The organism is Streptomyces sp. NPDC002463 (assembly GCF_042889835.1).
GTDB classification, from domain to species: Bacteria; Actinomycetota; Actinomycetes; order Streptomycetales; family Streptomycetaceae; genus Streptomyces; species Streptomyces nymphaeiformis.
In genome coordinates this window covers 63,516-82,967 of sequence record NZ_JBIARL010000014.1, presented here as the reverse complement: position 1 = coordinate 82,967, position 19,452 = coordinate 63,516, and the positions used below count along the sequence as shown (strand labels likewise).

Genomic DNA, 19,452 nt, shown 5'->3' with positions numbered 1-19,452 from the left:
GGAGGACAGTAACGAAGAACGTCCCCGAGGGAACAAAGAGCCCGCGAGAAAGCCCGCCTTCGGGGGGACGCACACCGGAACCGATCACTCCCTGTGATGTTCGGGCCGTTGCATCCTGCCCGGTGGACCCCCCGGAAAAACTTCCCGAAAAAACTTCGCGAAGTCGCGTAATGAACCGCGACCACCCCGCTCTCTCCAGGTGAAGGCCCGTCCGGGGCCCGTCCGCGAGAAGGAGCACGGCCATGCAGAACACCGACAACACCACCGTCGAGCGCGAGCTGGAGCTGAAGCTGGTGCTCTCCCCCGAGCGCTCCGTCCCCGTCCCCGCCCGGCTCGCCTACCGCACCGACGACCCGTACGCCGTCCACATCACCTTCCACGTCGGCACGGACCACCCGGTCAACTGGACCTTCGCGCGCGAACTGCTCGTCGAGGGCGTCTTCCGGGCCTGCGGCCACGGGGACGTCCGCATCTGGCCCACGAAGGTCGACGGCCGCAGCGTCATCCTGATGGCGCTCTCCTCCCCCGACGGCGACGCCCTGCTCGAAGCCCCCTCCGCGCAGGTGTCCGCCTGGCTGGAGCGGACCCTGCGCGCGGTGCCGCCGGGCACCGAGTCCGAGCGGCTCGGCATCGACGACGGGCTCGCGGAGATCCTGGCGACCACCGTGGTCGCCGACGACCTGTGGCTGCGCGACCCGTGGCCGTCGGACGAGTCCCAGGACGGCGAGCTGTGAACCCGGCTCGTTCAGAACAGCTTTCCGGGGTTGAGCAGCCCCAGCGGGTCGAAGGCGGCCTTGATCCCGCGCTGGAGCTCGAGGCCGACCGGGCCCAGCTCCCGTGCCAGCCACTCCTTCTTGAGGACGCCCACGCCGTGCTCGCCGGTGATCGTGCCGCCGAGGGCGAGCCCGAGCGCCATGATCTCGTCGAAGGACTCCCGCGCCCGCCGCGACTCGTCCTCGTCGGTGTGGTCGAAGCAGACGACGGGATGGGTGTTGCCGTCGCCCGCGTGCGCGCAGACGCCGATGGTCAGGCGGTACTTCTCGGCGATCACGGCCGTGCCGTCGAGCATCTCGGCGAGCCGCGTCCGCGGCACGCACACGTCGTCGATCATCGTCGCGGACTTGATCGTCTCCAGGGCGGTGAGGGAGAGCCGGCGCGCCTGGAGGAGGAGTTCGGACTCGGCGGCGTCCGCGGCAGGGACGACCTCGGTGGCGCCCGCCGCCGCGCACAGCTCCCCGACGGCGGCCAGATCGGCGGCCGGGTCCGGGGTGTCGAAGGCGCACAGGAGGAGGGCCTCGGTGGTGTCGGGCAGACCCATGCGCGCCAGCTTGTTGACCGCCTGGACGGTGGTGCGGTCCATGAGTTCGAGCAGCGAAGGGGTGTGACCGCGCTCCATGATCGCGCAGACGGCCTCGCAGGCGGCGGCCGCGGAGGGGAACTCGGCGGCGAGCGCGAGCTGCTCCGGCGGCTGCGGCTTCAGCGCGAGCACGGCCCCGACGACGATGCCGAGACTGCCCTCGGAGCCGACGAAGAGCCGGGTGAGGTCGTACCCGGCGACGCCCTTGGCGGTGCGCCGGCCGGTGCGCAGAAGCCGCCCGTCGGCGAGGACGACGTCCAGACCGAGCACGTACTCGGCGGTCACCCCGTACTTGACGCAGCACAGGCCGCCTGAGGCGGTGCCGATGTTCCCGCCGATGGTGCAGGTCTCCCAGCTGGAGGGGTCCGGCGGGTAGTAGAGGCCCTGTTCGGCGACGGCGCGGGACAGCACGGCGTTGACGACGCCCGGTTCGACGACGGCGATCCGGTCGACCGGGTTGATCTCCAGGATGCGGTCCATCTTGACGAGGGAGAGCACGATGCAGCCGTCGGAGGCGTTCGCGCCGCCTGACAGGCCCGTGCGGGCACCCTGCGGGACGACGGGGACACGGAGTTCGGTCGCGGTGCGCATGACGTGCTGGACCTGTTCGACCGTACGGGGAAGCACGACGGCCGCGGGGACGCCGGCCTCGCAGAAACTCGCCATGTCGCGCGCGTAGGAGTCGGTCACGTCCGGATCGGTGAGCAGCGCCTCGGCGGGAAGCCCGGCGCGCAGCCGCGTCAGAAGATCGTCCATGCGTCCAGCGTGGCACCGTCGTCCATCGGTGTGAACCCGCCGGAGCGGGCGCTTCGCGCGCTCTTCGTAGGGGCGGACGCGGACGCACAGTGAGCGCCATGAAGACCGAGAACGTGTCGAGGACGGTCCTGGCGGCCGGGGTGGGCGCGGTGCTCGCGGCGACGGCGCTGCTGTACGTCCCGGAGTTCGCCGGGCAGGGTCCGCCACCCCCGCCCGGACCGGCGGAGCGGGCGGTGATCGCGGCCCACGCGGGCGCGCAGGCCGCGCTGCCGGACCTGGCCGCGCTGATCGCGGACCGGGAGAAGTGGCTGCGGGCCCACCCGGAGGACGAGGCGTCCTGGGCGGAGCTGGGCGCGGCGTACACGGAGCGGGGCAGCCGGCTCGGAGACGTGCGGGACTATCCGCGGGCCGAGCGGGCACTGCGCCGCTCGCTCGCCGAACGGCCCGCCGCCCGCGGCAATCCGGACGCGCAGCTGGGTCTCGGGGCGCTCGCGGGGGCGCGGGGCGACTGGAGGACGGCGAAGGAGTGGGGCGAGCGGGTACGGAAGGCCGATCCGAGCCGCTGGCCGGTGTATCCGGTCCTCATCGACGCGTACAACGGGCTCGGGGAGTACCAGGCGGCCCAGAAGGCCATGGAGAGCCTTGAGAGGCTCCACGCGGGCGCGATGGTGCGGGGCAGGGCCGCGGAGACCTACCGCGACCGGGGCTGGCGCGAGGACGCCGACGCGGCGGCCCTCGACGCGGCGGCGCTCGCGGAGACGGACACGGAGAAGGCGGCGGCCCTCGCGCGGCTCGGGGACCTGGCGTGGGAGCGGGGCGAGCCGGCGGAGGCCCTCGGGCGGTACGGGGCGGCGCTGCGGCTCGTGCGGGACCACGGGCCCTCGCTCGCCGGCCGGGCGCGAACGCTCGCGGCCCTCGGCCGCACGGAGGAGGCGGTGCGCGGCTGGCGGGCGGCCCTGGAGCGGCTGCCGCTGCCGGAGTACTTGCTCGAGGCGGGCGAGCTGTACGAGTCGCTGGGCCGCGACGGGGAGGCGCGGGCGCTGTACGGGCGGCTGCGGACGAGCGGTCGGCCGGGCGCGGAGGCCACGCTGGGCCTTCTCGACGCGGACCACGGCGACCCGGCGGCCGCGGCCGTCCGCATGCGGGCGGAGTGGGCCCGGGGCCACCGCTCGGTGCAGGTGGCGGACGCCCTCGGCTGGGCCCTGCACCGCTCTGGCGCGTCGAAGGAGGCCCTCGGGTACGCCAAGCGGGCCACCGAGGAGGGCCTCCGGAGCGCGCCCTTCATGTACCACCGGGGCGAGATCGAACGCGCCCTCGACCAGCCGGGACCGGCCCGCCGCCATCTGGAGGAGGCGCTGCGGATCAACCCGGAGTTCTCTCCGCTGCGCGCGCGGAGGGCGTCGGAGGCCTTGGCGGCGCTGGGTGAACCGTCGGACGGGCTTCCGGCGGAGGTCCGGCCGGAGCGGTCCGCGGGGACGGGGAATTCGTCGGTCGCGACGGCCTCGGGGCCTGCGCGGGGGTAGTCACCCCGGCCCACCCCCCGCGTGGGCCGGGGCCGGACATGCGTGAGGGGTCCCGGGGCCAGGCCCCGGGACCCCTCACCGACGGCGGCTACAGGTTGCCGCGCTTCTCCTGCTCGCGCTCGATCGCCTCGAACAGCGCCTTGAAGTTGCCCTTGCCGAAGCCCATCGACCCGTGCCGCTCGATCATCTCGAAGAAGACGGTCGGACGGTCCTGGACCGGCTTCGTGAAGATCTGCAGCAGGTAGCCGTCCTCGTCGCGGTCTACGAGGATCTTCAGCTCGCGCAGGGTCTCGATCGGGACGCGCGTCTCGCCCGCCCACTCGCCGAGCGTGTCGTAGTACGAGTCGGGGGTGTCGAGGAACTGGACACCGGCGGCCCGCATCGCGCGCACGGAGGCGACGATGTCGTTGGTGGCGAGGGCGATGTGCTGCACGCCGGCGCCGCCGTAGAACTCCAGGTACTCGTCGATCTGCGACTTCTTCTTCGCGATCGCCGGCTCGTTGATCGGGAACTTCACCTTGAGGGTGCCGTCCGCGACGACCTTCGACATCAGCGCCGAGTACTCGGTCGCGATGTCGTCGCCCACGAACTCCTTCATGTTCGTGAAGCCCATGACCTTGTTGTAGAAGCCGACCCAGTCGTTCATCTTGCCGAGCTCGACGTTGCCGACGCAGTGGTCGATGGCCTGGAAGGTCCGCTTGGCCGGGGGCTCGACGATCGGCTTGGCGGAGACGAAGCCCGGCAGGTAGGGACCGTCGTAGCCGGAGCGCTCGACGAGGGTGTGGCGGGTCTTGCCGTACGTGGCGATGGCGGCGAGGACGACGGTGCCGTTCTCGTCCTTCAGCTCGTAGGGCTCGGTGATGCCGGTGGCGCCGTGCTCGACGGCGTAGGCGTACGCGGCGCGCGCGTCCGGCACCTCGATCGCCAGGTCGACGACGCCGTCGCCGTGCTCGGCGACGTGCTCGGCGAGGAAGCGGCCCCAGTCGGTCGCGACCTTGATGACGGAGGTGAACACGAAACGGGCGGAGCCGTTGGTGAGGACGTAACTGGCGGTCTCGCGGCTGCCGTTCTCCGGTCCGGAGTAGGCGACCAGCTTCATGCCGAAGGCCGTGGAGTAGTAGTGCGCGGCCTGCTTGGCGTTGCCGACGGCGAAGACGACCGCGTCCATTCCCTTGACCGGGAAGGGATCGGCCTCACGCGCGGTGGAAGGGGTGTGATCGATGGTCTCAGTCATGGCAGCAATGTCCCGCCGTTCTGCAAGGTGCGCAAGAGTTTGCTTATCCACTGGTCAATCTGCACAGCGACCGGCCAGTATGGCCGTGCGACTTGTACATCCTGACCACGGGGAGACCGCTGTGGCGATCGATCATTTGGACGGCCGGCTGATCGCGCTCCTCGCGCGCGAGCCGCGCATCGGGGTCCTGGAGGCCTCGCGGCGTCTGGGGGTGGCGCGCGGGACGGTGCAGGCGCGCCTCGACCGGCTCCAGGCGAGCGGCGTGATCAGGGGCTTCGGGCCGCAGGTGGACCCGGCTGCGCTGGGCTATCCGGTGACGGCCTTCGCGACCCTGGAGATCAAGCAGGGTCAGGGCGCGGACGTACGGGGCCATCTGGCGACGGTGCCGGAGGTCCTGGAGCTGCACACGACGACGGGCCACGGCGACATGCTCTGCCGGCTGGTCGCCCGCTCGAACGCGGACCTCCAGCGGGTGATCGACAAGGTGGTGGCCTTCGAGGGGATCGTGCGGGCGTCGACGGCGATCGTGATGGAGAACCCGGTTCCGCTGCGGATCATCCCGCTGGTGGAGCAGGCGGCGGCGGGCGAGCCGACGGCGTAGGCACGACACGCTCCCAGAGTTGCAAAGAAGTCTCTGCAAAAAACCCTTGCAGAGACTTCTTTGCAACTCTACCGTGAAGCCATGCCCGAAGAGCAGCCCGCGCCGCCCGAGACACAGCCCGAGACGCAGCCCGTCGAGCCCCTGACCCGCACGCTCGACCCGCGCTCCCTGCGCGCCCTCGCCCACCCCCTGCGCATCCAGCTGCTGCGCGCCCTGCGCCGCTACGGGCCTGCCACCGCCTCCCAACTGGCCGAGCGGCTCGGCGAGTCCAGCGGGGCCACCAGCTACCACCTGCGCCAGCTCGCCGCCCACGACTTCATCGTGGACGACCCGACGCGCGGCAAGGGCCGGGAGCGCTGGTGGAAGGCGGCCCACCGGGGGACGCACTTCGACGAGACGCTCCACAGGAACCCCGACCCCGAGGTCCAGGGCGCCCTCGACGTCGTCATGCACGAGATCGCGACCATCCACACCCAGGAGCTGTCGACCTGGGTCGCCACCCGCCACACCTGGGACGAGGCCTGGGCCGGCGCCTCGGACTTCAGCGACTTCAGGCTGAACCTCCCGCCGGAGCGGCTGCGCGAGCTGAACCAGAAGATCCACGCACTGATCGACGAGTACAGCGAAACCGCCGACCCCGACGCGCCGGGCGCCGAGCGCGTACGGATGCACCTGCACGCGTTCCCGCAGCACGACAACTGACGGAAGGAACCACGGAGTCATGCACGCCGACATCCACCTCCAGTTGCACCACCTGAACGCCGCCGAACTCCACCACGCCGCCGAGGTCCGCGGCCCCGACGCGGCCTCCCCGCCGCTCCGCGTCCAGCTCGGCTGGAGGCTCGTCGAGCTGGGCCTCCGCCTGGCCACGCCCGCGCGACAGCCGATCGCCTTCGCCGCATGACCGCGCCGGGGGGACACGAAGCGCTCACGACGAAGCGCGACCGCACACCACTGGCCACCGTCCTGGCCGCCAACGCCATCTCCATCAGCGGCAATTCACTCACCCTCATCGCCGTCCCGTGGTTCGCCCTGGAGACCACGGGCAGCCCCGGCAAGGCCGGGTTCGTCGCCTTCTGCACCGCGCTGCCCGTCCTCCTCTCGGCCCTCGTCGGCGGCCCCGTCATCGACCGGATCGGCCGCCGCCGGGTCTCCATCGCCTCCGACCTGGTCTGCGCCCTGGCGCTCACCGCCATCCCGCTGCTCAACCACGCCGGCGTGCTCCGGTTCTGGATGCTGTGCGCGCTGATGGCCGTCACCGGCCTCTTCCACGCCCCCGGCGAGACCGCCCGCAACGTCCTCACGCCCGACCTCGCCGAGCGGGCCGGCACCCCGCTCGGCCGCGCCACCAGCTTCTACGACGCCGTCTCGCGCGGCGCCCGGATGACCGGTGCCGCGCTCGCCGGTCTGCTCGTGGCGCTCCTCGGTGCCGACTCCGTCCTGTACATCGACGCCGCGACCTTCGGCGTCTCCGCGCTCCTCGTCCTCCTGGGCCTGCGCGGCATCCCGTCCGCCGAACCGGTGCGCGGAGCACCGCCGTTGTCCCTGGCCGTGTACCGGGCCGACCTGCGCGAGGGCTACGCGTTCATGCTCCGCACCCGGCTGCTCCTCGGCGTCAACCTCATGGTGATGGTCACCAACGGCCTGGCCCAGAGCTGGAGTTCGGTGCTGTTGCCGGTGCACGCCCGGGAGGAGCTCGGCGGTTCGGCGGCTCTCGGTCTGCTCGTCGCCGTCTTCGGCGGCTCCGCCCTCGCCGGCGCCCTGCTGTACGCGGCGGTCGGTCACCGCTTCCCCCGCCGCCCGGTCCTCGCCGTCGGCTTCCTGCTCTGCGGCGCCCCCGTGTACGTGACGGCGGCCCTCACCGACACCACCCCGCCGCTGCTCGTGGTGATGGCGCTCGGCGGCCTCGGAGCCGGGGTGCTCAACCCGATCCTCGGCGCGGTCTTCTACGAGATCGTCCCCGAGGGGCTGCGCAGCCGGGTCGGCAGCGCCAGCACGGCCAGCGTGCTGCTCACGACCCCGCTCGGCGGACTCGCCGCGGGCTTCCTGGTGGAGCGGATGGGCATCACGGCGACGCTGCTCAGCCTCGCCGGGGTCTACTTCCTGGCCACGCTCTGCCCGCTGGTCTTCCCGTCCTGGCGGGCGATGGACGCGCCCCGTGCGGCATCGGCCGCCGGCACACCGGCCGCCGGCAAGGGCGGGCTCAGCAGGACGGGACCTTCGACTCCTGCCCCTGCCCCAGGGCCCGCAGGGACGCCACCGCGTCGCTGAGCGTGGTCACGGGCACGAGCCGGAGGCCCTTCGGCTGCTCGGCCCGGGCGTCCGAGCACTCCTTCTTCGGCACGAGGAAGACGGTGGCCCCGTCCCGGGCGGCGGCCTGCGTCTTCAGGGAGACCCCGCCGACCGCGCCGACCGTCCCGTCCGGGTCGATCGTGCCCGTACCGGCGATGATCTTGCCGTTGGTGAGGTCGCCGCCGTTCCCGTCGCCGTCGAGCTTGTCGACGATGCCGAGGGAGAACAGCAGCCCGGCGCTGGGCCCGCCGACGTCCGCGAGGTGGAGGGTCACCTTCACCTTCTCCGGGTCCTCCTTCAGGTACCCGAGCGCGGCGAGGGTGGCCGCGTCCTGCGACTCCTTCATCTGACCGAGGTTGTGCTTCTCGATCTCGGCGTCGGACTTCCCCGCGGGGTAGACGGAGTCGTGCGGCAGGACGGCCCGGTCGGTACGGAACCAGGCGTCGGTCACGTCCCCGAGGTCCACGTCCTCGGACGGCCCGGTCGCGAGGATCGTCGTCATCCGCAGCTGGCCGTCGGTCGGCCGGACGGGGGCGCCGGTGATCGTGATGATCTCCCGCCCCTGGTCCTTGCCGAGCACGTCGGCGGTCGTGCCGGGCTGCGCGATCGCGAACGGCAGCGGCGCGAGCCCGACGACGGCGAAGAGCGCGGCGACGGGGAGCGCGCAGAGCGCGAGGGCGCGGGGACGCGAGAGGCTGGAGAACACGCCCCCAGGCTACTGGGACGAACACCACCCCACCGTCACGGCCTCATGCCCGGCCCGTTGCGGGCGACGCTGCCGGGCTCCGTTGCGGGCAGTCGTTCCGCTGGGGCGAGGGGGTCCCCCTGCTCGAGCGAAGCCGAGAGCTTGGGGGAGGGTGGGCACAACGGACCCGCGCCTGCCGGCGCCAGAGGCTCCCGCACCCTGACCCGCACCACGTCGTGCGCCGCCACTGGGGTGCGGGTCCAGGCTCGGAACGCGGAGGCGCCGCTGAGGGCGCCGTCCCGCGTGCCCACCCGTCCCGCCCCAGCGGGACGATTGCCCACACGGCAGCGGGCACCGCCCCGCCGGGCGCGGGCGCCACACGAGGGCGGGCCGGGGCGTCGGCCCGCGGGCGGTCCGGGCGCAGAAGGGGGCCCGTCGCCGCGCGCTCTAGCGCAGCGCGTCGGCGACCTCCCGCGCCGCGTCCACCACCCGCGGCCCCACCCGCTCCGGCACCGCGTCCGCGAGCATCACGACGCCGACGCTGCCCTCGACGCCCGTGACGCCCACCAGCGGCGCCGCGGCACCGCTCGCGCCGGCCTCCAGTTCGCCGTGGGTGAGGGTGTAGCCGGGCTCGGTCAGTCCGCCCTGGCGGGCGGCGAGGATCGCGCGGCCCGCGGCGCCCCGGTCGAGCGGGTGCCGGAAGCCGGCCCGGTAGGCGACGTGGTAGTCGGTCCAGGTCGGCTCGACGACGGCGACAGCGAGCGCCTCCGCCCCGTCGACGAGGGTCAGGTGGGCGGTCGCCCCGATGTCCTCGGCGAGCGAGCGCAGCGCGGGCAGCGCGGCCTCCCGCACCAGGGGGTGGACCTGGCGCCCGAGCCGCAGCACGCCGAGGCCGACGCGGGCGCGTCCGCCGAGGTCGCGTCGGACGAGGGCGTGCTGCTCGAGCGTGGCGAGGAGCCGGTAGACCACGGTCCGGTTGACGCCGAGTCGGTTGGACAACTCGGTGACCGTCAGGCCGTGGTCGGTGTCGGCGAGCAGTTTGAGGACTCTGAGTCCCCGGTCGAGCGTCTGGGAGGTCTCCGCGGTCACGACGCCCTCTCCTTCAGGGTGTGTGGCGGCGGGCTCTCACGGAGTTGCGGCGCCGGTCCCGCGGCGACGCACGTCAGAGGCCGCCGGCAGGAAGGGGTACACCGGCTGCGCTCCGCGGCGGCGCTGCCACGGGGCGATTGCTTGTGAGCCGGGACAGTAGCGGCGCGCTCCGCTCAGCGGAAGACCTCGTCCAGAATCCGGGCGCCGCCGACCGGAACGAGACGGTTCGGGACCTTCGTCGGTCGGACGAGGGACTTTGGCTGACAAGATCGGCTATGTCGTGCCCGTACCGTGGAGGCGTCCGGAGGCCGACCGTGGGGGCCGGCATCCGGGCCCGTTCCCGTGGCCACGGGACGCCCGAGGCCCGTACGCACACCGGCGTACGGGCCTCGTTCACGCTTCAAGGGCTAGCGCATCCGCGTCGCCCACTCCTGCACCTTCTTGATCCGCTCACGGATCTGTCCGGCGGTCGCCTCCGCGCTCGGCGGCCCGCCGCAGACCCGGCGCAGCTCGGTGTGGATCACGCCGTGCGGCTTGCCGCTCTGGTGGACGTACGCGCCGACCATCGTGTTGAGCTGTTTCCGCAGTTCGAGCAGCTCCTTGTGGGAAACGACAGGGCGCCGTTCCGCCGGAAGCTCCAGCAGGTCCGCCTCGGTGTCCGGCTTCTTGCGGCTGTGCGCGATCTGCCGGGCCTGGCGCTTCTGGAGGAGCAGCTGGACCTGGTCGGGTTCGAGGAGGCCGGGGATGCCGAGGTAGTCCTGCTCCTCCTCGCTGCCGGGGTGGGCCTGCATGCCGAACTCGGCGCTGTTGTACAGCACGCGGTCGAAGACGGCGTCGGACTCCAGCGCCTCGAAGGGCAGCATGTCCTGCTCGCCGGTGTCCTCGTCCTGCTGGCGCTCGGCCTCGGCCATCTCCTTCTCGGACTCGGCGTACGGGTCCTCGTCCTCGCCGGCCTTCTTCGGCTTGTCGAGGACGTGGTCGCGCTCGACCTCCATCTCGTTGGCGAATCCGAGGAGGCTGGGGATCGTGGGAAGGAACACGGACGCGGTCTCGCCGCGCCTGCGGGATCGCACGAAGCGGCCGACGGCCTGGGCGAAGAAGAGCGGGGTCGAGATGGTCGTCGCGTACACGCCGACGGCGAGGCGGGGGACGTCGACGCCCTCGGACACCATGCGGACGGCGACCATCCAGCGGTCGGTGTTCTCGCTGAACTCGTCGATGCGGTTCGAGGCGCCGGTGTCGTCGGAGAGGACGACGGTGGCCTTGGTGCCGGTGATCTCGCGGATCAGCTTGGCGTACGAGCGGGCCGAGTCCTGGTCGGAGGCGATGACGAGGCCGCCGGCGTCCGGGATGGACTTGCGGACCTCGGTGAGCCGCCGGTCGGCGGCCCGCAGGACGTTCGGCATCCACTCGCCCTTGGCGTCCAGCGCGGTGCGCCAGGCCTGCGAGACGGCGTCCTTGGTCATCGGCTCGCCGAGGCGGGCGGCGATCTCGTCGCCGGCCTTGGTGCGCCAGCGCATGTTGCCGCTGTAGGAGAGGAAGATGACCGGCCGGACGACGCCGTCGCCGAGCGCGTTGCCGTAGCCGTAGGTGTAGTCGGCCGACGACCGGCGGATGCCGTCGTTCCCCTCCTCGTACGTGACGAAGGGGATCGGGTTCGTGTCGGACCGGAACGGGGTACCGGTGAGGGCGAGGCGCCGGGTGGCGGGCTCGAAGGCCTCCAGGCAGGCCTCGCCCCAGGACTTGGAGTCTCCGGCGTGGTGGATCTCGTCGAGGATGACGAGGGTCTTGCGCTGTTCGGAACGGTTGCGGTGGAGCATGGGCCGCACGCCGACACCGGCGTACGTGATCGCGACCCCGTCGTACTCCTTGCTCAGCGGTCCTGCGCTGTAGTCGGGGTCCAGCTTGATCCCTATCCGCGCCGCGGCGGCCGCCCACTGCTTCTTGAGGTGCTCGGTGGGTGCGACGACGGTGACCTGCTGCACGACGTGGTGGTGCAGCAGCCACGAGGCGAGGGTCAGCGCGAAGGTGGTCTTGCCGGCGCCGGGCGTGGCGACCGCGAGGAAGTCACGGGGCTGCTCCTGGATGTACTTCTCCATCGCGCCCTGCTGCCAGGCACGCAGCTTGCCAGCGGTACCCCACGGGGCCCGTCCGGGGAAGGCGGGAGAAAGGTGATGGGAGGAGGTGGCGGTAGTAGTCACGATCTCCGGGTTCGACGCTCGTCACGGAATGACAGTCCAGATATGACAACCGGGCCACCTTACCGGCGGCCCGGTTGGAACCACGTATCGAACGGGGTGGGGGCGGGGCGGTTGCGATTCAGCTCACGTGATCGTCGATCAGCTCGCGCAGCCCCTGCGCGATCACCTTCACCTCGTCGGTCTCACCAGTCGCTACGGCGATGACCAGGCGTTCCGCCGCGTCGACGTCCGGGCGGAGCTGGACCCCGTTCATGGCGAGGAACGTGACGCAGGACAGCCAGGCCGTGCGCTTGTCGCCGTCGAGGAAGGGGCGGTTGATCGCGAGCGACTGGAGCAGTGCGGCGGCCTTGTGGAGAAGGTCGGGGTACGCCTCCTCGCCGAACATGGCGGCGGACGGCCGGTGGACGGCCGATTCCAGCAGTCCCGCGTCGCGAACGACGACGTCCTGGTCGTCCACCGCGTGCTCGGCGACGACCAGGACGTCCTCTGCGGAGAGGTACACGCAGCTCACTTGAGCCTCTCCATCAGCTCGTGCCACTTGGCCGCCTGCTCCATGGCGGTCTTCCGCACGATCGCCTGCTGGGCGGTGCGGGCGAGGTAGTCGTCGACCGCCTGGAGCAGTATCGCGTGCATGCTGGTGCCCTCCTGCTCGGCGCGCAGCTTGAGAGCCTCGGTCTGGTCGTCGCGGAGACGCAGGTTCATGGCCATACCAAAACGGTACCACCGAGTGGGGTCAGATTGGTACCACCCGAGGCTCAGGCCCCGGCATCCGCCCCCGTCGCGTGCAACCGCGTCGCGACCCACACCCCGACCGCCGCCACCGCGGCCACCGGCAGGAAGACGGCCGCGAAGGCCGCCGGGTGGGAGCCGGTGGACGCGCCGGCGTCCATCGCGTGGCCCACCGCGCCGCCGCCGAGCGCCGCGAAGGCCGCGCCGCCGGCCGCGAGCAGCAGGACGTTGGAGAGGCCGTCGGAGATCTGGAGCGCGGCCGAATTGGCGCCGACCTCCTCGGGGGCGGAGAGCTTCATCAGGATCACGCTGGTCGAGGAGATCACCGCGCCCATGCCGAAGCAGCCGAAGGCCCACACCACCGCGACCACCCACGCCGGAACGGACTCGATGAGCACGCTGGGCGCGCCGGCGATGGCGAGCGCGATGAGCGCCATGCCGAGGACGACGAGCCGCTCCCGGTACGGCTCCGTCCACGTCTGGGACTGGATCCAGGAGCCGAGCGCCCAGGTGAGGCCGCCGAGGGCCAGGGAGAAGCCGGCCAGGGTGGGGCTGAGGCCGCGTTCGGAGACCAGCATCAGGGGGATGAAGGACTCGGCGGCGATGAAGGTCCCGGCGGCGATGCCGCGGAGCAGGATGACCGCGGGCAGGCCGCGGGCGGCCCGCCAGGTGCCACGCGGCAGCAGCCCGCGGACGGCGGGCACGAGCAGCGCGCAGCCGGCCACGGCGGGCAGGAGGGCGATGGGACGCAGTTCCTCGCCCGCGTACTGGAGGAGGGCCGCGCCGGCCGAGATGCCGAGGGCCAGCACGATCCGGCGCCGGTCCCAGGGGGCGACGGGCGTCTCGGGGTCGGCGGGGCCGGAGGCGGTGCGACGTATCGCGGGGAGGGCGAGGGCCAGCGGGAAGACGACGAGGGCGGGGATGCCGATGAAGACCCAGCGCCAGCCGAGGTGCTCGGTGATCGTCCCGGAGGCGAGGGGTCCGACGATGGAGGGCACGACCCAGCTGGCGGCGAAGGCGGCCATGATCGCGGGCCTGAGGTGTTCGGCGTAGGCCCGGCCGACGACGACGTACAGGGCGACGATGACGAGGCCGCCGCCGAGGCCCTGCACCGCGCGGCCGAGGATGAACATCCACATGGCGCCGGCGGTCCCGGAGAGGAGGAGTCCGGCGGCGAAGGCGCTGATGCCGGCGGTGAGGGGCGCGAGGGGCCCGCTCCGGTCGGACCACTGGCCGGCCAGGACCATGCCGAAGAGGCTGGTGGTGAAGTACGCGGAGAAGGCGAAGGCGTAGAGCGCGATGCCGTGCAGCTCACGGGCGGCGACGGGCATGGCGGTGCCGATGGCGGTCGCCTCGAAGGCGATGAGCAGGACGACGGAGACCATGCCGATGCTGAGCGCCCGATGGTCCGGGTCGAGGACGGACCCCTTGGCTGCGCCGGGTGCGGCAGGGGGTCCGGGGGCGGGGGCGACGTCGGCGTCGCGCGGTTCGAGGGCGCTCATCCCCCCAGAGTAAGAGGTGAACCGGGAGATGGCCCCTGTCAGGAGTCCCGGTCCGCCTCGACCCTTGGACGTACGACCACGCACGCGATGTTGCGGCGGTGTGTCAGTCGTATGGCACGACCCCCGGAACCCTTGAGCCCCTCCCGACCCCCGCCTACGGTCGTACTCGTGCACAACACGACCGTGTGCCCGAGTGGTTGAGGGGCTCGCCTGCAAAGCGAGTTACGTGGGTTCGAATCCCGCCACGGTCTCCAAGCGAGCTCCCCGACGGGAGCTCACGGGACCTTCACAGCGCGCCGCACGGTGTGCCACAGTCCGCCCATGAACGATCAAGGCAGACGCAGAGTGGGCATCCTCATCGGCGTGGGCCTCGCCTGCGGCCTCCTGCCCGGGATCACCCTGGCCGGCACGGAGACCCTGGACAAGGTCCTCGCCGTCCTGATGGCGGTCATCGTCATGACGATCGTCAACCAGCTGATCTTCGTCGGCCCGTCGGGCCGCGTCCCCCTCCCCGCCCTCCTGGCCTTCGGCCTCGCCGGCTACGTCCAGGACGCCCTGGTCTGGTGGCTGCTGTCCTGGCTGGGCCCGAAGCTCGGCAACATGCAGGTCGAGGGCTTCGGGACGATCCTCCTCGCGGCACTGATCACCCGCGGGACGGTCCTGCTCCTGTCCCAGCTGACCCCGACGGCCGAGACGGCCGAGACGGCCGAGGACTGACGACCGCCGACGGCGGGCCTACTGCTCGCCGCGCCACTTCTTCTCGGTGAAGACGGGGGTCTCGGGGAGCCCCGCGTCGCCCTCACAGCCGAGCTTCTTCACGACGGCGAGCGTGACGGAGTGGAGGACGGTGAGGTAGGCCTCGCGGGTGGCGGGGGTGTTGGGGGGGTAGGAGGTCTTCGCCGGCTTCTCGAACTCGAACTTGGCATTGATGAGGGCCGGCGTCTTGTCCGACCCCTTCAGCTGCGGGCTGGTGCACTCGACGAAGAGGTACGCCGACTTGTTGTCCGTGTTCGCCTCACGGCCCATCCCGTAGAGGTGGCGACCACCGGGCCTCCAGTCGGTGCCGTCGTCGTACAGGCTGGCGTTCTCGGACAGCATGACGTCGACCCTGACTCCGCGCCGGGAGTCGGCATCGGTGATGACCTCGCACATCGCGGGGTGCCCCGACGGCCGGCTGTCCTTCGCCTGGTCCTCGATCAGCGTCGTCGCCGTCCGCTCCAGACCGAAGCCTTCCGAGTGGTACCCCTTCGTACCCAGCACGGTCTCAAGCCCCCCGACGGCCGTGGGTGAGAGCGTCCCGTCGCACTTCTGGGCCACCTGTGGCACCTCCTCGCCGCTCCCGCATGCAGTGAGAAGCAGCCCGAAGGCCAGCACGGTCGACACGGACGCGGACGCTCTTCTCATCGTGTTCCTCGGGATTCCTCGTCGGGGCGGGGCGACGGCGGATCAGCCGGTCTCGGGGGCGTTGCCGGTCTGCCTGGCGTGAGTGTTGCCGTTCATGTAGCCGTTGCTCACGGACTCGATCATGTCCTGGCGGAAGTCGCTGCTCACCTGACTGCGGTGCTCGCTCAGGAACCGCTCCATCGGCGACTCGGCGCTGTACCGGCCGGCCTCGTACATCGCGGCGTTGTCGTCGTGGATCTGCCCCTCGGTCTTGTCCTTGTGGTCGTCGACCGACTTCTCCGACCAGTCGCCGATGACCTGCCCGGCCAGCTGCTCCATCGCCCCCGAGCCCGTGTCGACCGCGAGGGGTACGAGGATGGCGGCCGCGCCGGCAGCGGCGGCGGTCGCGGGCAGAAAAGCGACGCCGGCCGCGATGGCCGCGGTGGTGCCGAACCCCACCCAGGCGGCCTTCTTCGCCTGCGCCTTCTCGTAGTCCTCGTGCTTCTTCATGCCCTCGGCCTCGACCTGGTCCCCTCGGGACTGGTCGAGCAGACCCTGAAGCGTGGCACCCGTGAACGCGGCGCCTCGGGCATGCCCCTCGTCGATCCTGCCGTCCGGGCCGACCTGCGCTTCCAGAACACTCGTGGTGTAGAGGCGTTCGGCCGTGGAGACCGTGGCGTAGGCGTCCGGATGCTGACCGAGAGCGCTCAGGAACTTGACCGTATCATCCCGATCGAACACGGGATGAGACGACGGCTCCTTCGTCGGATGGAAGACACTGTCCGGAGTGCCCTTGTCCAAAGCCCAGTTGAGATCGTCGATGTAGCCGGCGCCCATGTTGCCGAGGCTGTCCGCCAGCGTGGGCTGCCACTTCTTGAGCAGTTCGGCGTCGCCGTACTTCAGAAGGACGTCCTTCATGATCTGTGCCGTCTTCTCGTCACGCTTCAGTTCCGGCGTCGCGTCGTCCCAGGCATGGCCGAGCGTCGCCGATTCCAAGGCGTGCCCCAGGGCATCCGGCATGTACCCCATGGTCGTGGTGAGGTCGTCCGGGTTGTGCCCCTCGACGTCGGCGAAGAACGTGTAGTCCTTGTTCGCGAAGAAGTCCAGGTAGCTCTGCTGATCGTCCTCCTTCTTCGGATCGAGATCGACCGTCCCGCCCACACTCCCGTCCTGGTTGTACGACGTCGGCTCCTTCGAGAAGAAGTCCTTCGCCGCCTCCGGGCTGTGTCCGAGCGCCTCCAGCATCGAGATCATCGGGTCGAAGCCGGCGCCGTTGACGCCCGACGGGTTGTACTGGTTCTGCAGGCCGCCCGCCATCATCGGCTTGCTGTTGGCGAAGAGGTACGGGTCCTTCGCGTGGAGCTGGGTGACGTGCTCGGCGATCGGGACCAGGAACTTCTTGTCGTAGTCGCCGTAGCGCATGATGCCGCCGAGCAACTGGTAGCCGTACGCCGGGTTGTTGTCGTACTTGACGAGCGGGATGCGCTCCGTGCCGAGCTTGCGCATGTCCGCGGACCACTTCTCGGTCCAGGCGTCGCCGCCCTGCGTGGCGGTCGCCAGGTTGAGGCCCAGGTTCTTCTGGAGCTCCTGGACGTCGGCGAGGCGCTGCTTGTCGACCTTGGCGTAGTCGTACGTGTCCGTGGACAGCTGCCCGAAGAACTCCAGGGCGCCCCTCGGCCCCATGCCGTTGTAGAAGGTCCGGGCGAACTCCTTGGAGCCGCTGTTGTCCTGCAGCAGCTCGTTGAGGCGCGTCAGCTCCTCGTGCGAGATCTCCCGGCCCTTCTTGGCGAGGTCGACGGCACGCTGCGCCTCCTCGGCGTCGAGGCTGGTGTACTTCGGGGCGCTGAAGTTGTGCTGGTCGGCGGTGATGTCGGCCTTGAGCGCGTTGGCGCAGGACACGTCGGCGTCGTCGCAGGTCTCGACGATCGCGTCGATCCGCCGCTGCATCGCGTCGATGTCGGCGCGTTCCTTGCGGACCATCTCCTGGAAGTCGGGGTCGTGCCGCATCCCCTGGTCCTTGGTCTGCGACAGCGGCTCGACGGCCTCGACGGTGCCGCGGGCCGTCACCCGGAAGCCCTTGGCGGGGGCCTCGGTGTCGACGATCCTCTTGAGGTCGTCCTTCGCCTTCTTGAAGGCCTGGTAGCCGTCCTCCAGGACCTTGTGGATGCCGTCGGCCGCCTTGGCGGCGTCGCCGAACTCCTTCGCGGTCTTGTCCACGAACGGCTTGGTGACCTCGGCGTTCACCCCGCGCCAGTAGTCGTCCCTGGCCTTCGCGGCCATCGTCGTCGTCGCGTCCTGGGCGAGCGTGTCGAGCTTGCCCTTCATGGCGGCCCAGTCGTCGGCCGCGGCCTTCATCCGGTCGAGCGGCGCCTGGTACACGTTGTCGAAGGTCAGCACAGCAGGTCCCCCGCCTACTTGAGGTACTGGTCGATCTTGGAGGCGGACAGGGCCGCCGCGATGTCCGCCTCTTCCTTGGCGTGCGAGGCCGCGCTGTAGTCGAGGTGGTTGGAGATCTGGGCGCAGGCGTCGAGGAGCGTGTTCAGCTGCGAGCTCCACGTCTCCTGGACGGTGGTCAGCGCGGAGCCGGTGAGGAAGCCGTGGCCGGCCAGGCCCGTCCCCGCCTCCGTGGTGCTCGTACGGGCGTGGTTGCCGTCCTTGACCAGCCGGCCGTGCAGCGCGTACGCGGCGCTGCCGATGGCGCCGAGCTTGTCCTGGTCGACGCTCAGGTCGGCGTTGCCTCCGCCGCCACCACCGGGCTCGGGGGCGAGCTGGTTGAGCCTCATGTCCACGTTGGCCGTCGCCGTGGACCGTACGGACGCCCACTCCTCCTCGAACGACATGTGCTTCCCCCGCTGCTTCCGCGCCCACTGCGACCATGACGGCTTCACCTCAGCAAGTTTCATAACCGGGGAAGCACCGCGATCTTAGCCTTCGGGCGCCCGTTCGAGCAGTCGTGGCCAGGAAATGGCGCATATTCGCAGCCGCCACGACACCCCCACGAATACTTCACCTTCGCAACTCATTTAGGACGAAGGGCAGCCCGGGCGGCAGCCCGACGACCGTTCCCGGCCCCGGCCACCCGCCGCGGACCGTCCCCTCGCTCTCCCCGCCACGGCCCTCCCCTCCCGCCTCGATAGGCTCGTCCCGCCTCCGTCGCCACGGGGCGCCGGAACGACGGGGGGACGTACACGTGGAGCAGTCGCGCACGCGGGAGGAATCCGCGCGGCGGATCGGTCCGTACCGGCTGATCACCCGCCTCGACCCGCCCCACCAGCTCGGCGCGGCCGTCCCCTGCCGCCGGTTCATCGCCCGTACGAGCGACGGGGAGCGCACGGTCCTCCTGAGCGCCCCGCTGCCCGGCGCCGACCCCGCCCGTTTCGTGGCGGAGGCCGACGCGGGCCGCCGCCTCCTCGGGCCCTGGATCGCCGCGGTCACGGACCTGTCGTCCCCCGGCGAAACCCCCTGGTACGCGACCCCCTACCTCCCCCTGCTCCCCCTCCCCGTGGCCCTCGCCGTCCACGGCGGGCCGCTGCCCGAGGCGACCGTACGGGCCGTCGGCGCCGCCCTCGCCGAGGCGCTGGCCGCCGCGCACGCGCAGGGCCTGACGCACGCCGGGGTGTCCCCCGCCGCGGTCCTGCTGACCGCCGACGGCCCCCGGCTGACGTGCTTCGGCGCGGTACGGGCCGCCGCGGCCGACGGCGAACCGCGCACCGGCCTCCCGGGCCTCGACCCGGGCGCGCTGGCGCCCGAGCAGACGGCGGGGGGCCGACCGCGCCCGCCGGGTGACGTCCACGCGCTGGGCGCGGTCCTCTCGTACGCCGCGACCGGCCACACCGTGCCCGAACGTGACGAACTCCCGCCCGCCCTGCGGCCGGTCGTCTCCTCCTGTCTGGCCCGCGACCCGGCGGACCGCCCGGCCGCCGCCGACGTGATGGCGGCCCTCGCGCCGCCCACCCCGCACCGGACGGTCCTGAACTCGGCCGGCGCCCTGCTCGCCCCCGGCTGGCTGCCGGGCCGGGTGGTGGCGGCGCTGGCCCGCCAGTCCTCGGAACTCCTGGCAGCCGAACTCCCCACCGACACCACCTCCCGGACCTGACCTC

The 19,452-nt window shown here is 71.6% G+C and carries 19 protein-coding genes and 1 tRNA gene; 9 read left to right on the top strand and 11 right to left on the bottom strand.

All coding sequences use genetic code 11. The features are described from left to right. Nucleotides 1-242 precede the first annotated feature (242 nt). Nucleotides 243-734, top strand: a complete 492-nt coding sequence (locus ACFYX3_RS26915) for an SsgA family sporulation/cell division regulator (RefSeq protein WP_359510950.1) — start codon at nt 243-245, stop codon at nt 732-734. An 11-nt stretch (nt 735-745) separates the two neighbouring features. Here the strand turns inward: ACFYX3_RS26915 and ACFYX3_RS26910 are convergent, their stop codons facing one another. Beyond that, nucleotides 746-2,113, bottom strand: coding sequence for an FAD-binding oxidoreductase (locus ACFYX3_RS26910; protein WP_389018269.1), 1,368 nt, complete (start codon nt 2,111-2,113; stop codon nt 746-748). Between the two features lie 98 nt (nt 2,114-2,211). Here ACFYX3_RS26910 and ACFYX3_RS26905 point away from each other — a divergent pair, with 98 nt between their 5' ends. Then, nucleotides 2,212-3,636, top strand: coding sequence for a tetratricopeptide repeat protein (locus tag ACFYX3_RS26905; protein ID WP_389018266.1), 1,425 nt, complete (start codon nt 2,212-2,214; stop codon nt 3,634-3,636). Nucleotides 3,637-3,724: 88 nt separating this feature from the next. Here the strand turns inward: ACFYX3_RS26905 and hppD are convergent, their stop codons facing one another. Continuing rightward, nucleotides 3,725-4,870, bottom strand: a complete 1,146-nt coding sequence (gene hppD / locus ACFYX3_RS26900) for a 4-hydroxyphenylpyruvate dioxygenase (RefSeq protein WP_352028538.1) — start codon at nt 4,868-4,870, stop codon at nt 3,725-3,727. 121 nt (nt 4,871-4,991) lie between these two features. Here hppD and ACFYX3_RS26895 point away from each other — a divergent pair, with 121 nt between their 5' ends. The 4 genes from ACFYX3_RS26895 to ACFYX3_RS26880 all read left to right on the top strand — a co-directional run bounded on the left by ACFYX3_RS26895 (nt 4,992) and on the right by ACFYX3_RS26880 (nt 7,742). After that, nucleotides 4,992-5,471, top strand: coding sequence for an Lrp/AsnC family transcriptional regulator (locus tag ACFYX3_RS26895; protein ID WP_116160754.1), 480 nt, complete (start codon nt 4,992-4,994; stop codon nt 5,469-5,471). Between the two features lie 81 nt (nt 5,472-5,552). Then, nucleotides 5,553-6,173 carry an ArsR/SmtB family transcription factor gene (locus ACFYX3_RS26890; protein WP_389018260.1) on the top strand — a complete coding sequence of 207 codons (621 nt, stop codon included), beginning with the start codon at nt 5,553-5,555 and terminating at the stop codon, nt 6,171-6,173. Nucleotides 6,174-6,192: 19 nt separating this feature from the next. Then, nucleotides 6,193-6,375: a hypothetical protein gene (locus tag ACFYX3_RS26885; RefSeq protein ID WP_389018257.1), complete on the top strand. Its 183-nt coding sequence runs from the start codon at nt 6,193-6,195 to the stop codon at nt 6,373-6,375. Beyond that, complete coding sequence (locus ACFYX3_RS26880; RefSeq protein WP_389018254.1) at nt 6,372-7,742, top strand: MFS transporter; 1,371 nt, start codon at nt 6,372-6,374, stop codon at nt 7,740-7,742. Before ACFYX3_RS26885 ends, ACFYX3_RS26880 begins: the two co-directional genes overlap by 4 nt. Here the strand turns inward: ACFYX3_RS26880 and ACFYX3_RS26875 are convergent. The 6 genes from ACFYX3_RS26875 to ACFYX3_RS26850 form a co-directional block, all read right to left on the bottom strand. After that, nucleotides 7,675-8,469 (bottom strand): S16 family serine protease, encoded by a 795-nt coding sequence (locus ACFYX3_RS26875; RefSeq protein WP_389018251.1) that lies wholly within the window; start codon nt 8,467-8,469, stop codon nt 7,675-7,677. The genes ACFYX3_RS26880 and ACFYX3_RS26875 overlap by 68 nt on opposite strands. 426 nt (nt 8,470-8,895) lie before the next feature. Continuing rightward, entirely contained in the window at nt 8,896-9,537 is a 642-nt protein-coding gene (locus ACFYX3_RS26870) for an IclR family transcriptional regulator (protein ID WP_116160749.1), read from the bottom strand. A gap of 407 nt (nt 9,538-9,944) precedes the next feature. Further along, nucleotides 9,945-11,741, bottom strand: a complete 1,797-nt coding sequence (locus ACFYX3_RS26865; RefSeq protein WP_382659112.1) for a DEAD/DEAH box helicase — start codon at nt 11,739-11,741, stop codon at nt 9,945-9,947. A gap of 115 nt (nt 11,742-11,856) precedes the next feature. Further along, a complete protein-coding gene (locus ACFYX3_RS26860; protein WP_389018246.1) occupies nt 11,857-12,249 on the bottom strand; it encodes a type II toxin-antitoxin system death-on-curing family toxin in 393 nt (130 codons plus the stop codon). Beyond that, the gene (locus tag ACFYX3_RS26855; RefSeq protein ID WP_030221768.1) at nt 12,246-12,446 is read right to left on the bottom strand and encodes a ribbon-helix-helix protein, CopG family; all 201 of its coding nucleotides are present in this window, start codon (nt 12,444-12,446) and stop codon (nt 12,246-12,248) included. Before ACFYX3_RS26855 ends, ACFYX3_RS26860 begins: the two co-directional genes overlap by 4 nt. 47 nt (nt 12,447-12,493) lie before the next feature. Next, nucleotides 12,494-13,969, bottom strand: a complete 1,476-nt coding sequence (locus ACFYX3_RS26850; RefSeq protein ID WP_389018242.1) for an MFS transporter — start codon at nt 13,967-13,969, stop codon at nt 12,494-12,496. 179 nt (nt 13,970-14,148) lie between these two features. Between ACFYX3_RS26850 and ACFYX3_RS26845 the strand changes: the two genes are divergently transcribed. Next, nucleotides 14,149-14,223 (top strand) — tRNA-Cys (locus ACFYX3_RS26845). A 67-nt stretch (nt 14,224-14,290) separates the two neighbouring features. After that, on the top strand, nt 14,291-14,686 hold the full coding sequence (locus tag ACFYX3_RS26840) for a hypothetical protein (RefSeq protein ID WP_389018239.1): 396 nt from the start codon (nt 14,291-14,293) through the stop codon (nt 14,684-14,686). An 18-nt stretch (nt 14,687-14,704) separates the two neighbouring features. Here the strand turns inward: ACFYX3_RS26840 and ACFYX3_RS26835 are convergent, their stop codons facing one another. The 3 genes from ACFYX3_RS26835 to ACFYX3_RS26825 form a co-directional block, all read right to left on the bottom strand. Beyond that, nucleotides 14,705-15,286, bottom strand: coding sequence for a hypothetical protein (locus tag ACFYX3_RS26835; RefSeq protein WP_389018236.1), 582 nt, complete (start codon nt 15,284-15,286; stop codon nt 14,705-14,707). Nucleotides 15,287-15,415: 129 nt separating this feature from the next. After that, nucleotides 15,416-17,749 carry a hypothetical protein gene (locus tag ACFYX3_RS26830; RefSeq protein ID WP_389018233.1) on the bottom strand — a complete coding sequence of 778 codons (2,334 nt, stop codon included), beginning with the start codon at nt 17,747-17,749 and terminating at the stop codon, nt 15,416-15,418. 14 nt (nt 17,750-17,763) lie between these two features. Beyond that, nucleotides 17,764-18,192 (bottom strand): hypothetical protein, encoded by a 429-nt coding sequence (locus ACFYX3_RS26825; RefSeq protein WP_389018669.1) that lies wholly within the window; start codon nt 18,190-18,192, stop codon nt 17,764-17,766. A gap of 350 nt (nt 18,193-18,542) precedes the next feature. Here ACFYX3_RS26825 and ACFYX3_RS26820 point away from each other — a divergent pair, with 350 nt between their 5' ends. Continuing rightward, the gene (locus ACFYX3_RS26820) at nt 18,543-19,448 is read left to right on the top strand and encodes a serine/threonine protein kinase (protein WP_389018230.1); all 906 of its coding nucleotides are present in this window, start codon (nt 18,543-18,545) and stop codon (nt 19,446-19,448) included. Nucleotides 19,449-19,452: the final 4 nt, after the last annotated feature.

Coding starts and splice junctions, on each gene's coding strand:
- ACFYX3_RS26825 (WP_389018669.1), bottom strand. CDS start 18,192: ATGTCGTTCGAGGAGGAGTGGGCGTCCGTACGGTCCACGGCGACGGCC.
- ACFYX3_RS26850 (WP_389018242.1), bottom strand. CDS start 13,969: ATGAGCGCCCTCGAACCGCGCGACGCCGACGTCGCCCCCGCCCCCGGA.
- hppD (WP_352028538.1), bottom strand. CDS start 4,870: ATGACTGAGACCATCGATCACACCCCTTCCACCGCGCGTGAGGCCGAT.
- ACFYX3_RS26905 (WP_389018266.1), top strand. CDS start 2,212: ATGAAGACCGAGAACGTGTCGAGGACGGTCCTGGCGGCCGGGGTGGGC.
- ACFYX3_RS26885 (WP_389018257.1), top strand. CDS start 6,193: ATGCACGCCGACATCCACCTCCAGTTGCACCACCTGAACGCCGCCGAA.
- ACFYX3_RS26840 (WP_389018239.1), top strand. CDS start 14,291: ATGAACGATCAAGGCAGACGCAGAGTGGGCATCCTCATCGGCGTGGGC.
- ACFYX3_RS26855 (WP_030221768.1), bottom strand. CDS start 12,446: ATGGCCATGAACCTGCGTCTCCGCGACGACCAGACCGAGGCTCTCAAG.
- ACFYX3_RS26890 (WP_389018260.1), top strand. CDS start 5,553: ATGCCCGAAGAGCAGCCCGCGCCGCCCGAGACACAGCCCGAGACGCAG.
- ACFYX3_RS26915 (WP_359510950.1), top strand. CDS start 243: ATGCAGAACACCGACAACACCACCGTCGAGCGCGAGCTGGAGCTGAAG.
- ACFYX3_RS26910 (WP_389018269.1), bottom strand. CDS start 2,113: ATGGACGATCTTCTGACGCGGCTGCGCGCCGGGCTTCCCGCCGAGGCG.
- ACFYX3_RS26880 (WP_389018254.1), top strand. CDS start 6,372: ATGACCGCGCCGGGGGGACACGAAGCGCTCACGACGAAGCGCGACCGC.